At 73.8% G+C, this 19,088-nt stretch carries 11 protein-coding genes and 1 pseudogene; 6 read left to right on the forward strand and 6 right to left on the reverse strand.

Going from position 1 to position 19,088, the window contains the following annotated elements:
• Positions 1–3 precede the first annotated feature (3 nt).
• Positions 4–3,723 (reverse strand): transcription-repair coupling factor, encoded by a 3,720-nt coding sequence (gene mfd / locus O7606_RS14250; RefSeq protein ID WP_281594508.1) that lies wholly within the window; start codon positions 3,721–3,723, stop codon positions 4–6.
• A 797-nt stretch (positions 3,724–4,520) separates the two neighbouring features.
• Here mfd and O7606_RS14255 point away from each other — a divergent pair.
• Positions 4,521–5,057, forward strand: a complete 537-nt coding sequence (locus O7606_RS14255; RefSeq protein WP_281594509.1) for a hypothetical protein — start codon at positions 4,521–4,523, stop codon at positions 5,055–5,057.
• Between the two features lie 441 nt (positions 5,058–5,498).
• Complete coding sequence (gene ppc / locus O7606_RS14260; RefSeq protein ID WP_281594510.1) at positions 5,499–8,285, forward strand: phosphoenolpyruvate carboxylase; 2,787 nt, start codon at positions 5,499–5,501, stop codon at positions 8,283–8,285.
• Between the two features lie 142 nt (positions 8,286–8,427).
• Here ppc and O7606_RS14265 read toward each other — a convergent pair whose 3' ends face one another.
• The gene (locus O7606_RS14265; RefSeq protein WP_281594511.1) at positions 8,428–9,291 is read right to left on the reverse strand and encodes a hypothetical protein; all 864 of its coding nucleotides are present in this window, start codon (positions 9,289–9,291) and stop codon (positions 8,428–8,430) included.
• 52 nt (positions 9,292–9,343) lie between these two features.
• On the opposite strand from O7606_RS14265, the gene O7606_RS14270 reads away from it, so the two are divergent.
• Positions 9,344–10,522: a DNA recombination protein RmuC gene (locus O7606_RS14270; protein ID WP_281594512.1), complete on the forward strand. Its 1,179-nt coding sequence runs from the start codon at positions 9,344–9,346 to the stop codon at positions 10,520–10,522.
• A gap of 145 nt (positions 10,523–10,667) precedes the next feature.
• Positions 10,668–13,925: a S8 family serine peptidase gene (locus O7606_RS14275; RefSeq protein WP_281594513.1), complete on the forward strand. Its 3,258-nt coding sequence runs from the start codon at positions 10,668–10,670 to the stop codon at positions 13,923–13,925.
• Between the two features lie 312 nt (positions 13,926–14,237).
• Here the strand turns inward: O7606_RS14275 and O7606_RS14280 are convergent, their stop codons facing one another.
• A complete protein-coding gene (locus tag O7606_RS14280; RefSeq protein WP_281594514.1) occupies positions 14,238–14,705 on the reverse strand; it encodes a hypothetical protein in 468 nt (155 codons plus the stop codon).
• 47 nt (positions 14,706–14,752) lie between these two features.
• Complete coding sequence (locus tag O7606_RS14285; RefSeq protein ID WP_281594515.1) at positions 14,753–15,745, reverse strand: 4-hydroxy-3-methylbut-2-enyl diphosphate reductase; 993 nt, start codon at positions 15,743–15,745, stop codon at positions 14,753–14,755.
• A 105-nt stretch (positions 15,746–15,850) separates the two neighbouring features.
• On the opposite strand from O7606_RS14285, the pseudogene xseA reads away from it, so the two are divergent.
• Both xseA and O7606_RS14295 read left to right on the forward strand, forming a co-directional pair.
• Positions 15,851–17,065 (forward strand): annotated as a pseudogene (gene xseA / locus O7606_RS14290) (exodeoxyribonuclease VII large subunit); the annotation flags it as partial.
• A gap of 156 nt (positions 17,066–17,221) precedes the next feature.
• Positions 17,222–17,434, forward strand: coding sequence for an exodeoxyribonuclease VII small subunit (locus O7606_RS14295; RefSeq protein ID WP_281594517.1), 213 nt, complete (start codon positions 17,222–17,224; stop codon positions 17,432–17,434).
• Positions 17,435–17,499: 65 nt separating this feature from the next.
• On the opposite strand, the gene O7606_RS14300 is transcribed toward O7606_RS14295, so the two are convergent.
• Together O7606_RS14300 and O7606_RS14305 are read right to left on the reverse strand one after the other, a co-directional pair.
• Positions 17,500–18,354 (reverse strand): hypothetical protein, encoded by an 855-nt coding sequence (locus tag O7606_RS14300; protein WP_281594518.1) that lies wholly within the window; start codon positions 18,352–18,354, stop codon positions 17,500–17,502.
• Positions 18,355–18,462: 108 nt separating this feature from the next.
• The gene (locus O7606_RS14305; protein ID WP_281594519.1) at positions 18,463–19,059 is read right to left on the reverse strand and encodes a DUF4245 domain-containing protein; all 597 of its coding nucleotides are present in this window, start codon (positions 19,057–19,059) and stop codon (positions 18,463–18,465) included.
• Positions 19,060–19,088 lie beyond the last annotated feature (29 nt).

The following is a 19,088-nucleotide window of genomic DNA, read 5'->3' on the forward strand; positions in this document are numbered from 1 at the left end:
CTCTCACGCCCCTCTCCCCTGCTCTCCCCCGCTCCCCCCGACACCGACCGGGGTCGGCGGCGGGCCCAGCACGTCGTGCAGGAGCTGGGCGCACCAGTCGAGGAGGGCCTGGTCGCGTAGCGGCTCGCCGCCGACCCGGCGGGTGCTCGGGCGGGGCACGCTCACCTGGTCGAGCGCCGCCTTGTAGACCGAGTCCGGGTGGTACCGCTTGAGCCGGAGCTGCTTGGAGTCGGGCAGCGGCAGCGGGCCGAACCGCAGGTGCTTGCCCTGCATGCTGACGTCGGTCAGGCCGTACCGCCGGGCGAGCAGGCGGAAGTTGGCCACCGCGACGAGGTTCTGCACCGGGGCGGGCGGCTCGCCGTACCGGTCGGTCATCTCGGCGGCGACCTCGCGCAGCCGCTCGGCGTCCCGGGCCTCGGCGAGCTTGCGGTACATCTCCAGCCGCAGCCGTTCCACGCCGACGTAGTCGTGCGGCAGGTGCGCGTCCACCGGGAGATCGATCTTGACGTCGGTCTCCTCCTCGGGGCGCTCACCCTTGAACGCCTGCACCGCCTCGCCGACCATCCGGACGTACAGGTCGAAACCGACGCCCTCGATGTGCCCGGACTGCTCCCCGCCCAGCAGGTTGCCCGCGCCCCGGATCTCCAGGTCCTTCATCGCCACGTACATGCCCGCGCCCAGCTCGGTGTGCTGGGCGATGGTGGCCAGCCGCTCGTGGGCGTGCTCGGTGAGCGGCTTCTCCCCCGGGTAGAGGAAGTACGCGTACGCCCGCTCCCGACCCCGACCCACCCGGCCCCGGATCTGGTGCAACTGGGCCAGGCCGAGCAGGTCCGCCCGCTCCACGATCAACGTGTTCGCGTTCGGGATGTCGATGCCCGACTCGACGATCGTGGTGGAGACCAGGACGTCGAACTCCTTCTCCCAGAAGCCGACCATGACCTTCTCCAGGGCGTCCTCGCCCATCTGGCCGTGCGCCACCGCGACCCGCGCCCCGGGCACCAGCTCCCGCAGCCGCCGGGCCGCCCGGTCGATCGACTCGACCCGGTTGTGCAGGTAGAACACCTGTCCGTCGCGCAACAGCTCGCGGTGGATGGACGCGGCCACCTGCCGCTCGTCGTACGCCCCGACGAAGGTCAGCACCGGGTGCCGCTCCTCCGGCGGGGTGGCGATCGTCGACATCTCGCGGATGCCGGTGATCGCCATCTCCAGGGTCCGGGGGATCGGGGTGGCCGACATGCTCAACACGTCCACCGAGGCGCGCAGCGACTTCAGGTGCTCCTTGTGCTCGACGCCGAACCGCTGCTCCTCGTCCACGATCACCAGGCCGAGGGACTTGAACCGGGTGGCCGCCGAGAGCAGCCGGTGGGTGCCGATGACGATGTCGGCGGTGCCGTCGGCGACCATCTCCATGGTCCGCTCGGCTTCCTTCGGCGTCTGGAAGCGGGAGAGCTGCCGGATCTCCACCGGGAACTGCGTCATCCGCTCGGCGAACGTGTTGAAGTGCTGCTGCGCCAGGAGCGTCGTCGGCACCAGCACGGCCACCTGCTTGCCGTCCTGCACCGCCTTGAACGCCGCCCGTACCGCGATCTCGGTCTTGCCGTAGCCGACGTCGCCGCAGATCAGCCGGTCCATCGGGACGGTCTGCTCCATGTCCCGCTTGACCTCCTCGATCGCGGCGAGCTGATCGGGGGTCTCCTGCCAGGGGAACGCGTCCTCCAGCTCCCGCTGCCACGGCGTGTCGGGGCCGAAGGCGTGCCCCTTGGACGCCTTACGCGCGGCGTAGAGCTGGATCAACTGGGCGGCGATCTCCCGTACCGCCTTGCGGGCCCGCGCCTTGGACTTCTGCCAGTCCGCGCCGCCCATCTTGTGCAGCGTCGGCTGCTCCCCGCCGACGTACCGGGAGAGCTGGTCGAGCTGGTCGGTGGGGACGAACAGCCGGTCGCCGGGCTGCCCGCGCTTGCTCGCGGCGTACTCGATGACCAGGTACTCCCGGGACGCGCCGTTGACCGTGCGCTGCACCAGCTCGACGTACCGGCCGATGCCGTGCTGCTCGTGCACCACGTGGTCGCCGGCCCGCAGCTCCAGCGGGTCGATGGTGTTGCGGCGGCGGCTGGGCAGCTTGCGCATGTCCCGCGTCGAGGCGCCCCGACCGCCGGTCACGTCGTTACCGGTGAGCAGCACGAAACGGGACGCCTCGTCGACGAAGCCGGAGGTCAGGTTGCCGCAGGTGACCAGCAGCTCGCCCGGGGCCGGCGCGGTGGGCACCTCGTCGACCAGCCGGGCCCCGAGGCCGGCGTCGCGGAGCACCTCGACGGCCCGCTGGGCGGGACCGTGGCCCTCGAAGACCAGCGCCACCGACCAGCCGTCGCCGGACCAACGTTTCAGGTCGTCGACCACCCGGGCCGTCTCGCCGTGGTAGAGCGGGGCCGGCTGCGCGGCCAGGGTCACCGCGATCGCGTCGTCAGGCGTCACGTCGACCTCGGCCGGATCGTCCTCCCACGGCTGCCGGGCCGGCTTCCCGCCCTCGGTCCCGGGGCGCTGCGGCCCGTCGGCCTCCCGGCGCTGCGCCGTCCCGCCGTCGGCCTCGACCAGGCCGAACGGGGACAGCGTCCACCAGGGTTGGCGCAGCGCCCCGGCGGCGGCGCGCACCTCGCCCAGGGTGCGGAAGGCGGCGGCCCCCAGGTCGACCGGGGCCCGGCCGCCGACCGCCGCCGCGGCCCAGCTCGCCTGGAGGAACTCCGCCGAGGTACGGACCAGGTCGTGCGCCCGGGTACGGATCCGCTCCGGGTCGCAGAGCAGCACGTGGGCGCCGGCCGGCATGGTGTGCAGCAGCAGCTCCAACGACTCCGGCCCGACCAGGGCCGGGGCGAGCGACTCCATCCCCTCCACCGGGATGCCCTCGGCCAGCCTGTCGAGGATCTCGGCCAGCTCGGGGTGCTCGGCGGCCAGGGCCGCGGCGCGCTTGCGTACCGCCGGGGTGAGCAGCAGCTCCCGGCACGGCGGGGCCCACAGCCTCGGCACCGCCTCGATGGTCCGCTGGTCGGCGACGGCGAAGGTGCGGATCTCCTCCACCTCGTCGCCCCAGAACTCGACCCGGGACGGGTGCTCGTCGGTGGGCGGGAAGATGTCGAGGATGCCGCCGCGGACGGCGAACTCGCCCCGCTTGGTGACCAGGTCGACCCGCGCGTACGCCAGGTCGGTCAGTCGCCGCGCGACGCCTTCCAGGTCGGCCTCGCCGCCCGGGGCCAACTGCACCGGCTCCAGGTCGCCGAGCCCCTTGAGCTGCGGTTGCAGCAGCGACCGGACCGGGGCGACGACCACCCGCAGCGGCCCGCTGCGCCCGCGCGCGTCGACCGCGTCCGGGTGGGCCAGCCGCCGCAGCACGGCCAGCCGCCGACCGACGGTGTCGGAGCGGGGCGAGAGCCGCTCGTGCGGCAGCGTCTCCCAGGACGGGAACACCGCCACCTGCCCGGGCGGGAGCAGGCTGCCCAGCGCGGCGGCCAGGTCGTCGGCCTCCCGGCTGGTGGCGGTGACGGCCAGCACGGTCCGTCCCGCGCCCCCGGCCGGTCGGTCGGCCGCGACCGCCGCCACCGCGAACGGGCGCAGCGCCGCCGGGGCGGTCAGGTCCAGCCCGTCGACCTGGGCGGCACCGGAGCGCGCCAGGTCACGCGCCCGGGCCAGCCCGGGGTCGGCCAGGGCGGCGGAGAAGATTCCGGTGAGCATATGAAGATCACTTTCGGGACGGGCGGCAGGATCGCCGGTTTCGCCGTACCGGTGGGATCACCGGTATCGCGGGCCGGGCCGGTGGCACGCCGGAGGGTCGGCCCGGCCCGGTGGCGCGGCCGTGCCGGAGGGTCGGCCCGGCCCGGTGGCGCTGCCGTGCCGGCGGGCCGGTCGACGGGTCGGCACGCGGGGGCGGCCCTGGTCACAGGCACACGCGTGCTGCCCCACGTCCGCACCGGACGGGGGGTTGCACGCCTGCCAGCCTATCGCGACCGGGATGATCCGGACGACGCCGCCGGCCCGATCACCCGTCCCCTCTCACCGTTTCGCTGATCTGGGGGCGTCGCGCCCGAACGACAGCGCCCTATCAGGAAAACGGAGTGGATCATCCCGGCTGTTGTCGGCCCGCCGAGGATCAGGTGGAGCGCCGGGCGGGGCGAGTCGCCGTACGCTGAGTCGCCCTGACCTGTCGATGCCTGGAGTGCCCGGTGACCACCCCACCACCGTCCGACCAGCCGCCACCGCCCGACCAGCCGCCACCGTCGTCCCCGTACGGCGCCCCACCCCCCGGCCAGCCCGGCCCGGAACACGCCCCGCCCGGCTACCCGCCCCCCGGCCAGCCCGGCCCGGGGCACCCGACGCCCGACCGGCCCGGGGGCGGGTATCCACCGCCCGGGACGGGTCGTCCGCCGTACGGCGCACCTGCGCCGGGTTATCCGGCGCCTGGCCAGCCCGGGGCGGGATACCCGCCGCCACCTGCGCCGACGGCGCGTCGCATCCCCGAGGACCAGCCCTTCGTGGTACGCCCCAGCGTCGCCAAGCGGGGCATGGTGTTCGGCCTGGTGGCGTTGATCCTGATCGTCCCCGTGGTCTGTTTCGCCGGTCTCGCCGCGACCGGTTCCGTCGACCCGGAGACGCGGCCCACGGCGGCGCTCGGTCTGCTCGCCCTGGCCGGCTGTCTGCTGCTCGCCGTGGCCCTGCCGCTCGGGTTCCAGTTGTGGCTGATCGCCTCGGGCGGCCCGGTGCTGGCGCTGGGCCCGGCCGGGCTGTGGATCCGCACCCGGCCCACCCGGGGCCAGGCCATCTGGCTGCCCTGGGAGGCGGTCGCGCAGATCCGCCGTCGCCGGTGGAGCCTGGAGAAGATGCTCGTCGTCCAGCCCCGGGACCAACGCGCGTTGCAGCACCTCGGCGTGTTCACCGCGCTGGACAGTGGCCTGCTCAGCGCCTTCTACGGCTCCGGCCTGGTGGCCACCCTGAACTTCGCCGACAAACCGGAGGCGGAGATCCTCGCCGCGGTCGCCCACTACAGCGCCGGCCGCTGCCCCCTGGCCTGAATCGTCCCCGGGCCACCCCGCCGACCGCGCCGCCGGTCGCCGTTTCGGTGATATCGGGGCGTCCCACTGGGACGACAACCCGATATCACCGAAACGGAGTGGATCAAGCCGGTCTGATCCGGTCAGGCGGCGGCGCGGGACGGGGCGGGGCGGGGCGGGGCGGGACGGGGGCGTCTTCGTCCGGGAGCGCCGAGCCGTACCGGTGATCGTGGTGGCTTCTGGCCGGGGGGAGGGTTCGCCACCACGATCGACAACGGGCCCCGACGCTAGCCACCGCGTCGAAGAGCGTCCCGGGCGTCACCGCCGGATCGGCGAACACGGGGCGTCCATCTCATGCAATGAGCCACATCTCAGGGTGCCTCCTTACTTCCGTCGGCCACGCCGATACCATCGGGGACGTCGGACAGCGCTGTCCTTCGTCCTCACGTAAGGAGCGCACTCGTGACCGACCAGCACGATCACGACGGCCCGGACGCCGCACTGCGGGCCGACATCCGCCGCCTCGGCACCCTGCTCGGGCAGACCCTCGCCCGCCAGGAGGGGCGTCCCCTGCTCGACCTCGTGGAGGAGATCCGGGCCCTGGTCCGGTCGGACGCCCCGGCCGCCGCGCAGCGCCTCACCGGGCTGGACGTGACCACCGGCACCAAGCTGGCCCGCGCCTTCTCCACCTACTTCCACCTGGCGAACATCACCGAGCAGGTGCACCGGGCCCGCGACCTGCGCCGCCGCCGGGCGACCCACGGCGGCTGGCTCGACCAGGCCGCCACGATGATCGCGGAGCGGGGGGTGGCTGCCGAGGAGATCGCCGCCGCGGCCCGCCGGCTCGCCGTCCGGCCGGTGTTCACCGCGCACCCGACCGAGGCGGCCCGCCGGTCGATCCTGTCCAAGCTGCGCGCCATCGCCGACGAGCTGGACACCGAGACGGCCAACGCGATCCTGTACGGCGCCAGCGACGAGGGGCCGGCGAACCGCCGCCTGGCCGAGCTGCTCGACCTGATGTGGCAGACCGACGAGCTGCGGCTGGACCGGCCCGACCCGACCGACGAGGCCCGCAACGCCATCTACTACCTGCGCGACCTGTACGCGGAGGCCGCTCCGCAGGTGCTCGACGACCTGGCCGAGACGCTGCGCGCCCTCGGGGTGGAGACCTCGCCGACGGCCCGCCCGCTGACGTTCGGCACCTGGATCGGCGGCGACCGCGACGGTAACCCGTTCGTCACCCCGACGGTCACCCGCGAGGTGCTGACCATCCAGCACGAGCACGGCATCGCCGCCACCGAGAAGGCGATGGACGCCCTGATCGACGAGGTGTCGGTGTCCCGCCGGCTGCGCGGGGTCTCGCTGGACCTCTCCGCCAGCCTCGCCACCGACCTGGACGCGCTGCCCGAGGTGGCGGCCCGCTTCCGGCGGGTCAACGCCGAGGAGCCGTACCGGCTCAAGGCGCGCTGCGTGAAGGCGAAGCTGGCGAACACCCGGGCCCGGCTGCGTCAGGCCACCCCGCACGTGCCGGGACGGGACTACCGGGGCTCGGCCGAGCTGGTCGCCGACCTGGAGCTGCTGCGCGCCTCGCTGGCCCGCAACTCCGGGCAGCTCACCGCCGTTGGGCAGCTCGCCTCGACGATCCGTACCGTCTCGGCGTTCGGTCTGCACCTGGCGACCATGGACATCCGGGAGCACGCCGAGGCGCACCACGCGGTGCTCGCCCAGTTCTACCAGGCCGTCGGCGAGGTGGACGACTACCCGTCGCTGAGCCGGCTGGAGCGCACCAAACTGCTCGCCGACGAGCTGGCCGGGCGGCGTCCGCTGGCCACCGTGGACACTCCGCTGACCGAGACGGCCCGCAAGACGTTCGACGTGTTCGGGGCGGTCCGGGAGGCGCAGGACCGGTTCGGGGCCGAGGTCATCGAGTCGTACATCATCTCGATGACCCTGGGTGTGGACGACGTGCTGGCCGCCGTGGTGCTGGCCCGCGAGGCTGGCCTGGTGGACGTGCACAGCGGGCGCGCGCGGATCGGCTTCGTGCCGCTGCTGGAGACGCCGGCCGAGCTGAACGCCGGTGGTGAGCTGCTCGACGAGCTGTTGTCACTGCCCGCGTACCGGCAGTTGGTGGCGGCCCGGGGCGACGTGCAGGAGGTGATGCTGGGCTACTCCGACTCCAACAAGGAGGCCGGCATCACCACCAGTCAGTGGTCTATCCACCGGGCGCAACGGGCGCTGCGGGACGTGGCCGCCCGGCACGGCGTGCACCTGCGGCTGTTCCACGGCCGGGGCGGCACGGTCGGGCGCGGTGGCGGCCCCACCCACGAGGCGATCCTGGCCCAGCCGTACGGCACGCTGGACGGCGCGATCAAGGTCACCGAGCAGGGCGAGGTCATCTCCGACAAGTACACCCTGCCGTCGCTGGCCCGGGAGAACCTGGAGCTGACCCTGGCCGCCGTGCTCCAGGCGACGCTGCTGCACACCGCGCCCCGACAGCCGGCCGAGATGCTGGAACGCTGGGATGCGACGATGGACGTGGTCTCCGAGGCGGCGTTCCGGCGGTACCGGTCGCTGGTGGAGGACCCGGACCTGCCCGCCTACTTCTGGGCGTCCACCCCGACGGAGCTGCTCGGCGCGCTGAACATCGGCTCCCGGCCGGCGAAGCGCCCGAACACCGGCGCGGGGCTGTCCGGGCTGCGGGCGATCCCGTGGGTGTTCGGGTGGACGCAGACCCGGCAGATCGTGCCCGGCTGGTTCGGGGTGGGCACCGGGCTGGCCGCCGCCCGCGAGGCGGGGCTGTCGGACGTGCTCGCCGAGATGCACCGTAACTGGCACTTCTTCCGGACGTTCCTGTCGAACGTCGAGATGATGCTGACCAAGACCGACCTGACCATCGCCCGCCGGTACGTCGAGACCCTGGTCCCGGAGCCGCTGCGACCGATCTTCGACAAGATCGAGGAGGAGTACGAGCTGACCCGGCAGGAGGTGCTGGCGATCACCGGCTCGCCCGACCTGCTGGACAACTCCCCGGTGTTGCAGCGCACCCTGGCCGTCCGGGACACCTACCTCGAGCCGTTGCACCACCTTCAGGTGGCGTTGCTGCGCCAGTACCGGGACTCCGGGGCCGCCGGTCGGGCCGTCGCCACCGCGCCGGGCGGCCGGCGCGCGCCGAGTGACGGCACGGCCCTGGAGCGGGCGCTGCTCACCACGGTCAACGGCATCGCCGCCGGCATGCGCAACACCGGCTGAGCCCCGCCCTTCCGGTCAGGAGGGGTCCCCCGTCACCCGCCGGGTGTCGGCCGGGGCCCCTTCCGCGTTCCCGGCACGGACCGCGGCACGCATCGGGGCACGGACCGGGGCAGGACAGCGGCGGGCCGCCCGTCCGGCGGGCTCACCAGTCGCCGCCCCCGAAGTCGCCGCCGCCGAAGTCACCACCGCCGAAAGCGCCGCCCCCGAAGTCACCACCACCGAAGTCACCACCACCACCGACATCGCCGCCGCCGAAGTCACCACCACCGACATCACCACCACCGACATCGCCGCCGCCGAAGTCACCACCACCGCCATCGCCGCCGCCGGAATCGCCGGCGCCGAGGTCACCGCCGTCGCCCGGGTCGCTGTCGTAGCCGGCGGCGTCGCCGTAGCCGGGGTCGGCGAAGGCCGGGGAGAACAGCGCGTCGGCGATCAGCATGCCGCCGAGCACGCCGGCGCCCGCGCCCAGCGCGGTCTTCCACCACGGCGTCGAGTACCAACCCGCCGGCACCGGTCGCCCCTGGTAACGGCCGCCCGGGTGGTAGTACGGGGTGTCCCGGCCCGGCTGCGGCCCGGCCTTGAACACCTGCCCCTGCACGTCGACCGCGCGTTCCCGGGTGAGCTGCCCGACGCCCTGCGCGGCGGCGGGGGTCGGGACGTCCGGCCCGGGGCCGAGGCCGAGCGCCGTCCGGGCCGCCCGGACGTAGGCCAGGCCCTCCAGGGCGGTCTCCCGGGCGAGCTGGTACTGCCGGACGGTGTGCGCCTGCGCCAACTGGCTGCCCGCCGCGGTGTACCGCTCACCGGCGTCGACGAGCGCCTGCCGTACCGCCGGGGCGTCGCCGTGCAGGTTCATCACCTGCCCGCCGAGGCGTTCGTACCACCGTCGCGCCTCGGCGCGGGCGTCGGCCAGCTCGGTGGCCCGCCGGCGGGCGCTGGCCGTCCGCCACCAGACCGCTGCGGCGACGAGCAACCCCACGAGCACGATGACCAGCACGATCTCCATAACTGACGGGTACCCACGCTCGTCGTCCGTACCCGTTTGGCAAGCTCTGGGGATGGACTTCTCGACGCTGGCCGTGGTGGTGGTCTGTCTGGCGGCCGGTGGCGCGGTCGGTTGGCTGGCCGCGCGGGCCCGGTCGGCGGCGGAGATCGCCCGGTTGGATGCCACCCTGCGGGCCGCCCGGGACGGCGAGGGCCGGCTGGAGCAGTCGATGCGGGCGTTGAGCTACGAGGCGACCGCGCAGTCCCAGGAGGCGGTCGCGCGGGCGGTCGCGCCGCTGCACGACACGCTGCGCCGGTACGAGCAGCGGGTGGCCGAGCTGGAACGGGACCGGGTCGACGCGTACGCCGAGCTGCGTGAGCAGGTCCGTGCCATGGGGACGGTCTCGGGTGAGTTGCGTACCGAGACCAAGCAGCTCGTGGCGGCGTTGCGCGCGCCTCAGGTGCGCGGCCGGTGGGGTGAGCACCAGCTCCGCCGGATCGTCGAGGCGGCCGGTCTGCTGGAGCACTGCGACTTCGCCGAGCAGGTCACCGCCGCCACCGACGCGCAGACCGTCCGCCCCGACCTGGTGGTCACCCTGCACGGGGGGCGGTCGGTGGTGGTGGACGCCAAGGCGCCGTTCGACGCGTACCTGACCGCGATGGAGGCCCGGGACGAGAAGACCCGGGACGAGCGCCTGCGGGCGCACGCGAAGCACCTGCGGGCCCACGTGGACACCCTGGCGGCCAAGTCGTACTGGGCGGCGTTCGACGTCAGCCCCGAGTTCGTGGTGTTGTTCGTGCCGGCCGACCCGTTCCTGGACGTGGCGTTGCAGCAGGATCCGACGCTGCTGGAGCACGCCTTCCGGCGCAACGTGGTGCTGGCCACCCCGGCGACGCTCGTGGCGTTGCTGCGCACGGTGGCGTACTCGTGGCGGCAGGAGGCGTTGGCGCGTAACGCGGCGGCGGTGCACGCGCTGGCCCGGGAGTTGTACGGTCGGTTGGCCACGCTGGGCGAGCACGTGGGGAAGCTCGGGGGCGCGTTGGGCACGGCGGTCACCGCGTACAACCGGGCGGTCGGCTCGCTGGAGGCGCGGGTGCTGGTCAGCGCCCGCAAGCTCGCCGAGCTGGGGGTTTCCGACCAGGAGCTGCCGACGCCGCCGCAGGTGGAGCTGGCGCCCCGGCAGCCGCAGGCCCCGGAGCTGCTGGATTCGGCGTCCACTTCGTCCGTTCGGTCGAACCCCGTCGACGACTAGCACTTGAGTCGTGACAGGGTGGCCCCTTTCACGTCACGAGGTGGTCACAACCTACTTCGGAGTAGTGACATCGACTCCCAACACCACGAAAGATCACGCTCACGTGCTCCGCATCGCGGAGCCCTGTTCTCTGGAGGAAGAGAACGTGAGTAAACCCCGCAACCTGGGCCGGCGTACCTCCGCCGCGCTCTTCGCGTCCGTCATGGCGGCCGGCGCCATGACCGGGGCGGGTGCTGCCGCCACCGCGAGCGCCGCTCCGTCCGCGCCCGACTCCGCGCCGGCCACCGCCGCCGAAGCGCTGGGCTCGCACGACGCCAAGCTGCTCGCCGAGGCCGAAGCCAGCAAGGCCCCCACCGTCACGATGATCGTCGCCGCCGAGAAGGGCGCGACCAAGTCCGTCGCCGACGGCGTGAAGAAGCTGGGCGGCTCGGTCAGCGAGCGCTACGACACCATCGGCTACGTGCTGGCCAAGGTGCCCACCGACAAGGCGCTCAAGGCCGCCGCCCTGCCCGGTGTCTCCGCCGTGGACCTGGACGAGAAGATCCAGCTTCCGGACCCGAAGCCCGAGGCGGGCTCCGCCGGCAAGGCCGCCCCGCAGGCGGCGGCGGTCGTCGCGCCGGGCGCGGACACCCCGGCGGCGAACCCGTTCATGCCGACCAACGAGATCGGCGCGGTCAAGTTCGTCGAGGACAACCCCGCCTGGGACGGCCGCGGCGTCACCATCGGCATCATGGACTCCGGGATCGACCTGGACCACCCGGCGTTGCAGCAGACCACCACCGGCGAACGCAAGATCGTCGACTGGGTCACCGCCACCGACCCGCTGGAGGACGCGAGCTGGCGGGCGATGATCACCGAGGTCACCGGCCCGACGTTCACCTCCGCCGGGGCCACCTGGACCGCCCCCGCCGGCACCTACCGGTTCAACCGGTTCAGCGAGTCGATCACCCGGACCAGCGAGCCCGCCGGTGACGTCAACCGCGACGGCGACACCACCGACACCTGGGGCATCCTGTTCGACCCGGTGACGAACAACATCCGGGTCGACACCGACCAGGACTTCGACTTCACCGACGAGGCCGTGATGCGGCCGTACAAGGAGAAGTTCGACGTCGGGCACTTCGGCGCCGACAACCCGGCCACCGCGATCAGCGAGCGGATGCCGTTCGTGGTCGAGTACCGCAAGAACGTCGACACCACCCCGGCCGGCGGTCCCGGCCTGGTCGACTACGTCAACATCGGCATCGTGGAGAGCGCCCACGGCACCCACGTCGCCGGCATCACCGCCGCCAACGACATGCTCGGCAACACGGCGTTCGACGGCGCCGCCCCCGGCGCCAAGCTGGTCTCCGCCCGCGCCTGCTCCTGGGGCGGCGGCTGCACCTACGCCGCGCTCACCACGGGCATGGCCGACCTGGTGATCAACCGCAAGGTCGACGTGATCAACATGTCGATCGGTGGTCTCCCGGCGCTCAACGACGGCAACAACGCCCGCGCCGAGCTCTACAACAACCTGATCACCACGTACGGCGTGCAGATGTTCATCTCGGCCGGCAACTCCGGTCCGGGTCTGAACACCATCGGCGACCCGTCCGCCTCGGCGAACGTGGTGAGCGTCGCGGCCAGCATCAGCAAGGACACCTGGCTGGCCAACTACGGCTCGGTGGTCAAGAAGAAGAACGCCCTGTTCAACTTCTCCTCGCGCGGCCCGCGTGAGGACGGCGGCGCGAAGCCGAACATCGCGGCCCCGGGCTCGGCGATCTCCACCATCCCGACCTGGCAGCCGGGCGGCCCGGTCGCCGAGGCCGGCTACCCGCTGGCCCCCGGCTACGGCATGTTCAACGGCACCTCGATGGCCGCCCCGCAGGCCACCGGCGGCGCCGCGCTGCTGCTCTCCGCCGCCAAGGCCACCGACAAGGGGGTCACCCCGGCCGCGCTGCGCCGGGCGATCTACTCCTCGGCCAAGCCGATCGCCGACGTCGCGACGTACGCGCAGGGCTACGGCATGTTCCACGTGCCGAGCGCCTGGAAGCTGCTCCGCAAGGGCGTCGAGACCCGCTCGTACGTCTCGGACGCGCCGGTCTGCACGGTGCTCTCCGGCCAGCTCGTCACCCCGAACCGGGGCACCGGCGTCTACAACCGGTGCGCGTCGACCGACGGCGGGCACAAGATCGGCCAGAGCAAGAGGTACCCGGTCAAGCTCACCCGGACCAGCGGCCCGGCCGGCAACATCCGGCACGACGTCACGCTGGTCGGCAACGACGGCACCTTCAAGGCTCCGGCCAGCGTGGTGCTGCCGCTGAACAAGACCGTCACCGTCCAGGTCACCGCCAAGCCGGCCACCGCCGGGGCGCACGGGGCCATCCTGACCGTGGACGACCCGGCCACCTCGGTGATCGACTTCGAGGTGTCCACCGTGGTGGTCGCCGGCAACGACACCAGGAAGCCGGACTTCCGGTTCTCCGCCGAGGGCTCGGTCGACCGGAACAGCTTCACGTCGTACTTCGTCACCGTGCCGCCGGGCACGGGCGCGCTCCAGGTGAACCTCGGCGGCATCGCCACCGGTTCGCAGACCCGGTTCGTCGCCTTCAACCCGTACGGCGTTCCGGTGGACAGCACCTCCAGCCTGAACTGCTACACCAACTTCGCCTCGGCCTGCTCCGCGTTCGAGCGGGACTACCAGAACCCGATCGCGGGCGTCTGGGAGATCGAGGTGGAGTCGCGTCGTACGTCGCCGGCGCTGAACAACCCGTTCCAGCTCACCGCGCGGATCCAGGGTGTCGCGGTGTCGCCGGCCGTGCTGGAGCTGCCGGCGGTCGAGGCCGGCAAGGCCACCCCGGTGACCTGGTCGCTGACCAACACCTTCGGTCCGGTCACCGTGACCGGCCAGGGCGGTCCGCTGTCCAGCGTGCACGCCGAGCGGCCGACCATCGCCGAGGGCGCGTCGACCGAGTACGTCGTCGAGGTGCCGGCCGGCGCGGCCACCTTCAGTGCCCGGATCGGCAACCCGGCCAACGCCAGCGCCGACCTGGACCTGTACGTCTACCGGGGCGCCACCGAGGTCGGCCGCGCGGCCGACGGTGACTCGGAGGAGGCGGTGACCCTGGTCAACCCGGTCGCCGGCACCTACCGGGTGGTGGTCGAGGGGTACGCGGTCGACGGGGCCGGTGGCAGCACCGCCTACGACTACCGGGACTCCTTCTCGGCCGCCGCCCTGGGCACGCTGTCCGCCCCGAGCAGCCCGATCACGCTGGCGAACGGCGCGACCGGCGCGCTGACCGGCACGGTCACCGCCCAGTCCGTTCCGGCGGCCGGCCGTTCGCTCTTCGGTGAGCTGGCCGTGGTCACCAACGAGGGCGCGGTCGTCGGCCGCGGCGCGGTCTCGATCGGCGCGGTCAACTGACCCACCCGTAACACCCACCACCGACCGGAGCCCGGTCCCGCCGCCAGCGGGGCCGGGCTCCGGTCGTCTCCCGTCTCCGGCCGCCGACGCGGACCCGGCCCGGGTCAGCGCCCCCGCCCGCCGACGCCGACGCCGACCCGGCGCGGTCCGGCCCGGCCTGGTGCGGCCCGGCCTGGTGCGGCCCGGCCTGGTGCGGCCCGGCCTGGTGCGGTCCGGTGCGGCCCGTCCCGGCCTGGTGCGGTCCGGTGCGGTCCGGTCCCGGTGCACGGTCCGGCCCGCCGACGCGGGTCCGGCCGACGCTCCGCCGGGCCGTCAGGCCGGCTTGGCCGTCTCCACCAGGAACGGCGTGCCCTGCTGGCAGGTGGTCATCAGGTCCGGCTGGGCCTTGCCGGTGACGGTCAGCTTCGCCCCCGCCTTGATCACGTCGCGCGGCCCGCCGACCAGCAGGTACTCGCCGAGCAGCAGGCAGCCGGGCTCCACGCCGGAGGTGACGGTGCCGGTGACGACCGCCCCGCCGGGGGCGCTCGACGACTTGCCGGGGCCGCCCGGTGGCCACTGCGTCGGCTGCCCGGTGCCGGACGGGCCGGCCGACGGCCGGATGCCCGGCTCGCTGGGGGCGGCCGGATCGGTCGGCTCGCTGCTGGGGGTCACCGGGGCTCCTGTCTGACCGGGGCTGGCCGTGGCGCCGCCGGGGCTGTCGTCGCCGCCGTCCTGGCCGGCGCAGGCGCTCAACGCCAGGCAGGCGACCAGGACCGGCAGCGCGATCCGATACGTTCTCATGTCCGTTCAGACGCTCCCGACGCCGGATCCGTTCCCCACCGGCCGGGTCAACGGCCGGTGGCGGCGGCCCGCATGTCCCGCCTGAGCTCCTGCGGCAGCGAGAAGGTCAGCCGCTCGTTGGCGGTGACGACCTCCTCCACGTCGGTGAAGCCGCGTGCCGCGAGATGCGCGACGACCTCCTGGACCAGCTCCTCCGGCACGCTCGCGCCGGAGGTGAGCCCGACCGTGCCGGCCCCGGCCAGCCAGGCGTCGTCGATCTCGGAGGCGAAGTCGACGAGGTGGCCGGCGCGGGCCCCGGCGTCCAGGGCCACCTCGACCAGCCGTACCGAGTTGGACGAGTTGCGCGAGCCGACGACGATCACGACGTCGCACTGCGGCGCGATCTCCTTGACCACGTGCTGGCGGTTGGAGGTGGCGTAGCAGATGTCGTCGCTCGGCGGGGACTGGAGCATCGGCAGCCGCTTCTTCAGCCGGGCCACGGTCTCCATCGTCTCGTCCACCGACAGCGTGGTCTGGGACAGCCAGACGACCTTGTCCGGGTCCCGGACGGTCACCCGGTCGGCGTCCTCCGGGCCGTCCACGAGCTGGATGTGCGCGGGCGCCTCACCGGCGGTGCCGATGACCTCCTCGTGCCCCTCGTGGCCGATCAGCAGGATGTCGTAGTCCTCGGCGGCGAACCGCTTCGCCTCGTGGTGCACCTTGGTCACCAGCGGGCAGGTGGCGTCGATGGCCTTGAGCGAGCGGGCCCGGGCCTGCTCGTGGACTTCGGGGGCCACGCCGTGCGCGGAGAAGATCACGGTGGCCCCCTCGGGGACCTCCTCGTTCTCCTCCACGAAGATCGCGCCCTGGGCCTCCAGCGTCCGCACCACGTGCTTGTTGTGCACGATCTGCTTGCGTACGTAGATCGGGGCGCCGTAGAGCTTGAGCGCCTCCTCCACGGTCTGCACCGCGCGGTCGACGCCCGCGCAGTAACCGCGGGGCCGGGCCAGGAGCACGCGCTTGCCGGTCTGCTGGGGGGTGGTCGCCTGATCCTCGTTCACCCGCCCATCGTACGTGCCGCCCCGACGCCGGCCAGTCGATCATGCCGGGCCCGGCGGCCCGCGGCCGGCGCGGGCCTGCGGGCCGGGGGCCGTAGGGTGGGCGTGGTGGGTGAGGATGTCGCGCGCAGCACGGCCGACGAGCCGTGGCCGGTACGGGTGGTCAGCCAGAAGGTCGGAGCGTGGATCGCCCGGCTCGGCTGGGTCTGGGTCGACGGCCAGGTGGCGCAGATCAGCCGACGCCCCGGCGCGACCACCGTGTTCCTCACCCTGCGGGACCCGTCGGCCGACCTCAGCCTGACCGTCACCACCAGCCGGGACGTGCTCGACGCCGGCGCGCCCGAGCTGCGCGAGGGGGCCCGGGTGGTGCTGCACGCCAAGCCGGAGTTCTACGCGGCCCGGGGCACGCTCAGTCTGCGCGCCGACGAGATCCGCCAGGTCGGTCTCGGTGAGCTGCTGGCCCGGCTGGAGAAACTCAAGAAGCTGCTCGCCGCCGAGGGGCTGTTCGACCGGGCGCGCAAACGCCGGCCACCGTTCCTGCCCGGCCGGGTGGGCCTGGTCACCGGGCGCGCCTCGGCCGCCGAGCGGGACGTGCTGACCAACGCCCGACGCCGCTGGCCGGCGGTGGAGTTCCGTACCGTGAACGTCGCGGTGCAGGGGCCGGGCGCGGTCGGGCAGATCGTCGACGCGCTCCGGGCGCTCGACGCGGACCCGTCGGTCGACGTGATCGTCGTCGCCCGGGGCGGCGGCAGCATCGAGGACCTGCTCCCCTTCTCCGACGAGGCGCTCTGCCGGGCGGTGTTCGGCTGCCGTACGCCGGTGGTCAGCGCGATCGGCCACGAGACGGACACGCCGCTGCTCGACTACGTCGCGGACGTACGCGCCTCCACTCCCACCGACGCGGCCAAGCGGATCGTGCCCGACCTGGCCGAGGAGACCCGACTTATCCGGCAGGCCCGGCACCGGCTGGAACGGTCGGTCCGCAACCTGGTCGACCGGGAGTCGCACCGGCTCGACCTGCTCCGGTCCCGCCCGGTGCTGGCCCGCCCGCAGGTGATGGTGGAGCAGCGGGCGGCGGACGTGGCGGCGCTGCGTGCCCGGACCGACCGCTGCCTGGAGCACCGGCTCGGCACCGCCGAGGCCGACCTGCGGCACATCCTGGCCCGGCTGCGCGCGCTCTCCCCGGCCGCCACCCTGGAGCGCGGCTACGCGATCGTGCGCCGCGCCGACGGGCACGTGGTCCGGGCCGTCGCCGAGGTGGGGCCGGGCGATCCGGTACGGGTACGCCTGGCCGCCGGCGAGTTCGCCGCCACCGTCGACGCCGCCCCCGCCGCAGCCACCGCCGACGCCGCGTCGGCCCGGACGCCGCCCGCTGCCACGTCGGCCCGGACGCCCGCCGACGCCGCGTCGGCCCGGACCGCGCCGGTGGGCGGCCCGGCGGCGGTGGACGGCTGAGCCGGATGTGGTGGGATGGCAGGGATGACTGACGACACGTTGGACGAGCAGCTCAGCTACGAGCAGGCGCGCGCCGAGCTGGCCTCGGTGGTCGAGCGGCTGGAAGCGGGCGGCACCTCGCTGGAGGAGTCACTGGCGCTGTGGGAGCGGGGCGAGCGGCTGGCCGACATCTGCCAGCGCCGGCTGGACGGCGCCCGCGCCCGGCTGAGCCCCACTGCCCCACCTGCCGCCGGTTGACCACGAGGTCGTCGTGACCCGCGCCGCCGGCCGGCAGCGACGACCCCGGGCCGGCGGCGCCGCTGTCAGCCGAGCAGCTTGTAGACGTCGTCGGAGGCTTCCACCACCTGGCCGGCGGGGGGCTGCTGGACCGGGGTGGTCGCGCCGTAGTCGGCGTAGGTGATCAGCAGGTTCCGGGCCTTGGCGTCACCGGCGGCCGGGATCTCGACGCCGAACTCGGTGAGCCGGCCCTGGGCGTCCAGCTTCGCGGTGAACGGCAGCGCCGACGCCTTGCCGGCGAGCGCCCGTACGGTGGCGGCGTCCAGCACCTTGGAGTCGCCGACCCTGGTCGCGTCCAGGGTGCCGGCGTACATGCCCGCGCCGGTCTTCCGCACGTCGGTGACCGCCCTGGTCAGCGCCTCGCTGCCCGCCGGGTCGACGTCGGTGAAGTCGAACGCCAGCCGGTCGAGGCCCTTGATCCGGCTACGGTCGAGGTGCTGGTACTTGCCGGACGTCACGTCGGCCGGCGCGGCGGTGGCCATCGCGCCCCCGAGCTGCACCTTCACCCAGGTGTCGGTGTCCACGAAGACCAGGTGCAGCTCCATGGAGAGGTCGTCCGAGGCGTCGCCGCCGGTCAGGCTCATCTCGGCGCTCCGGGTCGGCAGGTGCACCCTGCCGGCCCCGTCGAGCCCGCCGCCGGCGATGGTGAAGCTGAAGTCGCCCTTGCTGAGCTCCCTGGTCGAGGCGAGCAGGGCCGCCCGGGCCTCCGGGTCGCCCGCCGGCGCGGCCGGGGAGCCGTCCGCCGGGGTGGCCGGGGGGCCGCCCGCCGACGGCCCGGCGGCCGGCGTCCCACCGGCGGTGTCCGCCGACCCGCAGGCGGTGAGAGCGGGTACGAGCAGGGAGGCGGCCAGCACGCCGGCGCTCCACCGTCGAATCCTCATGTGCTGTCTCCAGACGTCGTCCCGGCGCGGCGCGGCGCCGGAGGGTGCGGGGTACCGGTGGACGGGAACCACCCGTCCGGGCGGTATCTACCCGATTCGCCGCGCGCTCTACCGGACGGCGTCGGCGAGTTCCCGTAGCTCGGTCTCGCCCGCGTCGCCCACCACGATCACCGTGCGGTCCGGTTCGAGCAGCACCAGGGCCCGCTCGCTGCCCCGGGCGGTGTACCGCTGCCAGCTCCGCCCGTCCAGGTCGAGCGCGCCCTGAGGCCGGCTCTGGTCGGTCAGCTCCGCCGGCAGCAGCTTCTCGGCCGGCACGTTCCCCTGCACGAGCTGGACGCCCCGGCCCTCCGGGGTCAGGTAGCCCAGCCGCAGCGTCGACCCGTCGCCGGACTGCCGGAACCGGGCGTTGACGGTGCGCCAGCCGTCGCCCAGCCCGGACGGCTCGGCGACCGGGAAGGCGTCGGCCGCCCGGGCCTGCTCCACGGCCGGCGCCGGGTCGACGACGGTCGGCTGCTCCCCGCCGAGGAAGCCCCGGTAGAAGGCGACCAGCAGGGCGATCGGGATCAGCAGCACCAGCAACGACAGGGCCATGTCCTTCGGCGAGCGCGCGGACCGCCCACCGCCGGCGGGCGCGGCCGACGGGGGCGACGGCGGCTGGCCGTCCGGCGGGGTCGGGTCGGCGGGTACACGGTCTGCGGGCTCCACCCCTCCATCTTGGCAGCACCCGGGTTGCC

The organism is Micromonospora sp. WMMD882, from assembly GCF_027497255.1.
Lineage (GTDB): Bacteria > Actinomycetota > Actinomycetes > Mycobacteriales > Micromonosporaceae > Micromonospora.

Excerpts from the sequence above, each read along its gene's own strand:
- O7606_RS14300 (WP_281594518.1), bottom strand. The coding sequence starts at position 18,354 with ATGAGGATTCGACGGTGGAGCGCCGGCGTGCTGGCCGCCTCCCTGCTC.
- mfd (WP_281594508.1), bottom strand. The coding sequence starts at position 3,723 with ATGCTCACCGGAATCTTCTCCGCCGCCCTGGCCGACCCCGGGCTGGCC.
- O7606_RS14295 (WP_281594517.1), top strand. The coding sequence starts at position 17,222 with ATGACTGACGACACGTTGGACGAGCAGCTCAGCTACGAGCAGGCGCGC.
- O7606_RS14270 (WP_281594512.1), top strand. The coding sequence starts at position 9,344 with ATGGACTTCTCGACGCTGGCCGTGGTGGTGGTCTGTCTGGCGGCCGGT.
- O7606_RS14265 (WP_281594511.1), bottom strand. The coding sequence starts at position 9,291 with ATGGAGATCGTGCTGGTCATCGTGCTCGTGGGGTTGCTCGTCGCCGCA.
- O7606_RS14280 (WP_281594514.1), bottom strand. The coding sequence starts at position 14,705 with ATGAGAACGTATCGGATCGCGCTGCCGGTCCTGGTCGCCTGCCTGGCG.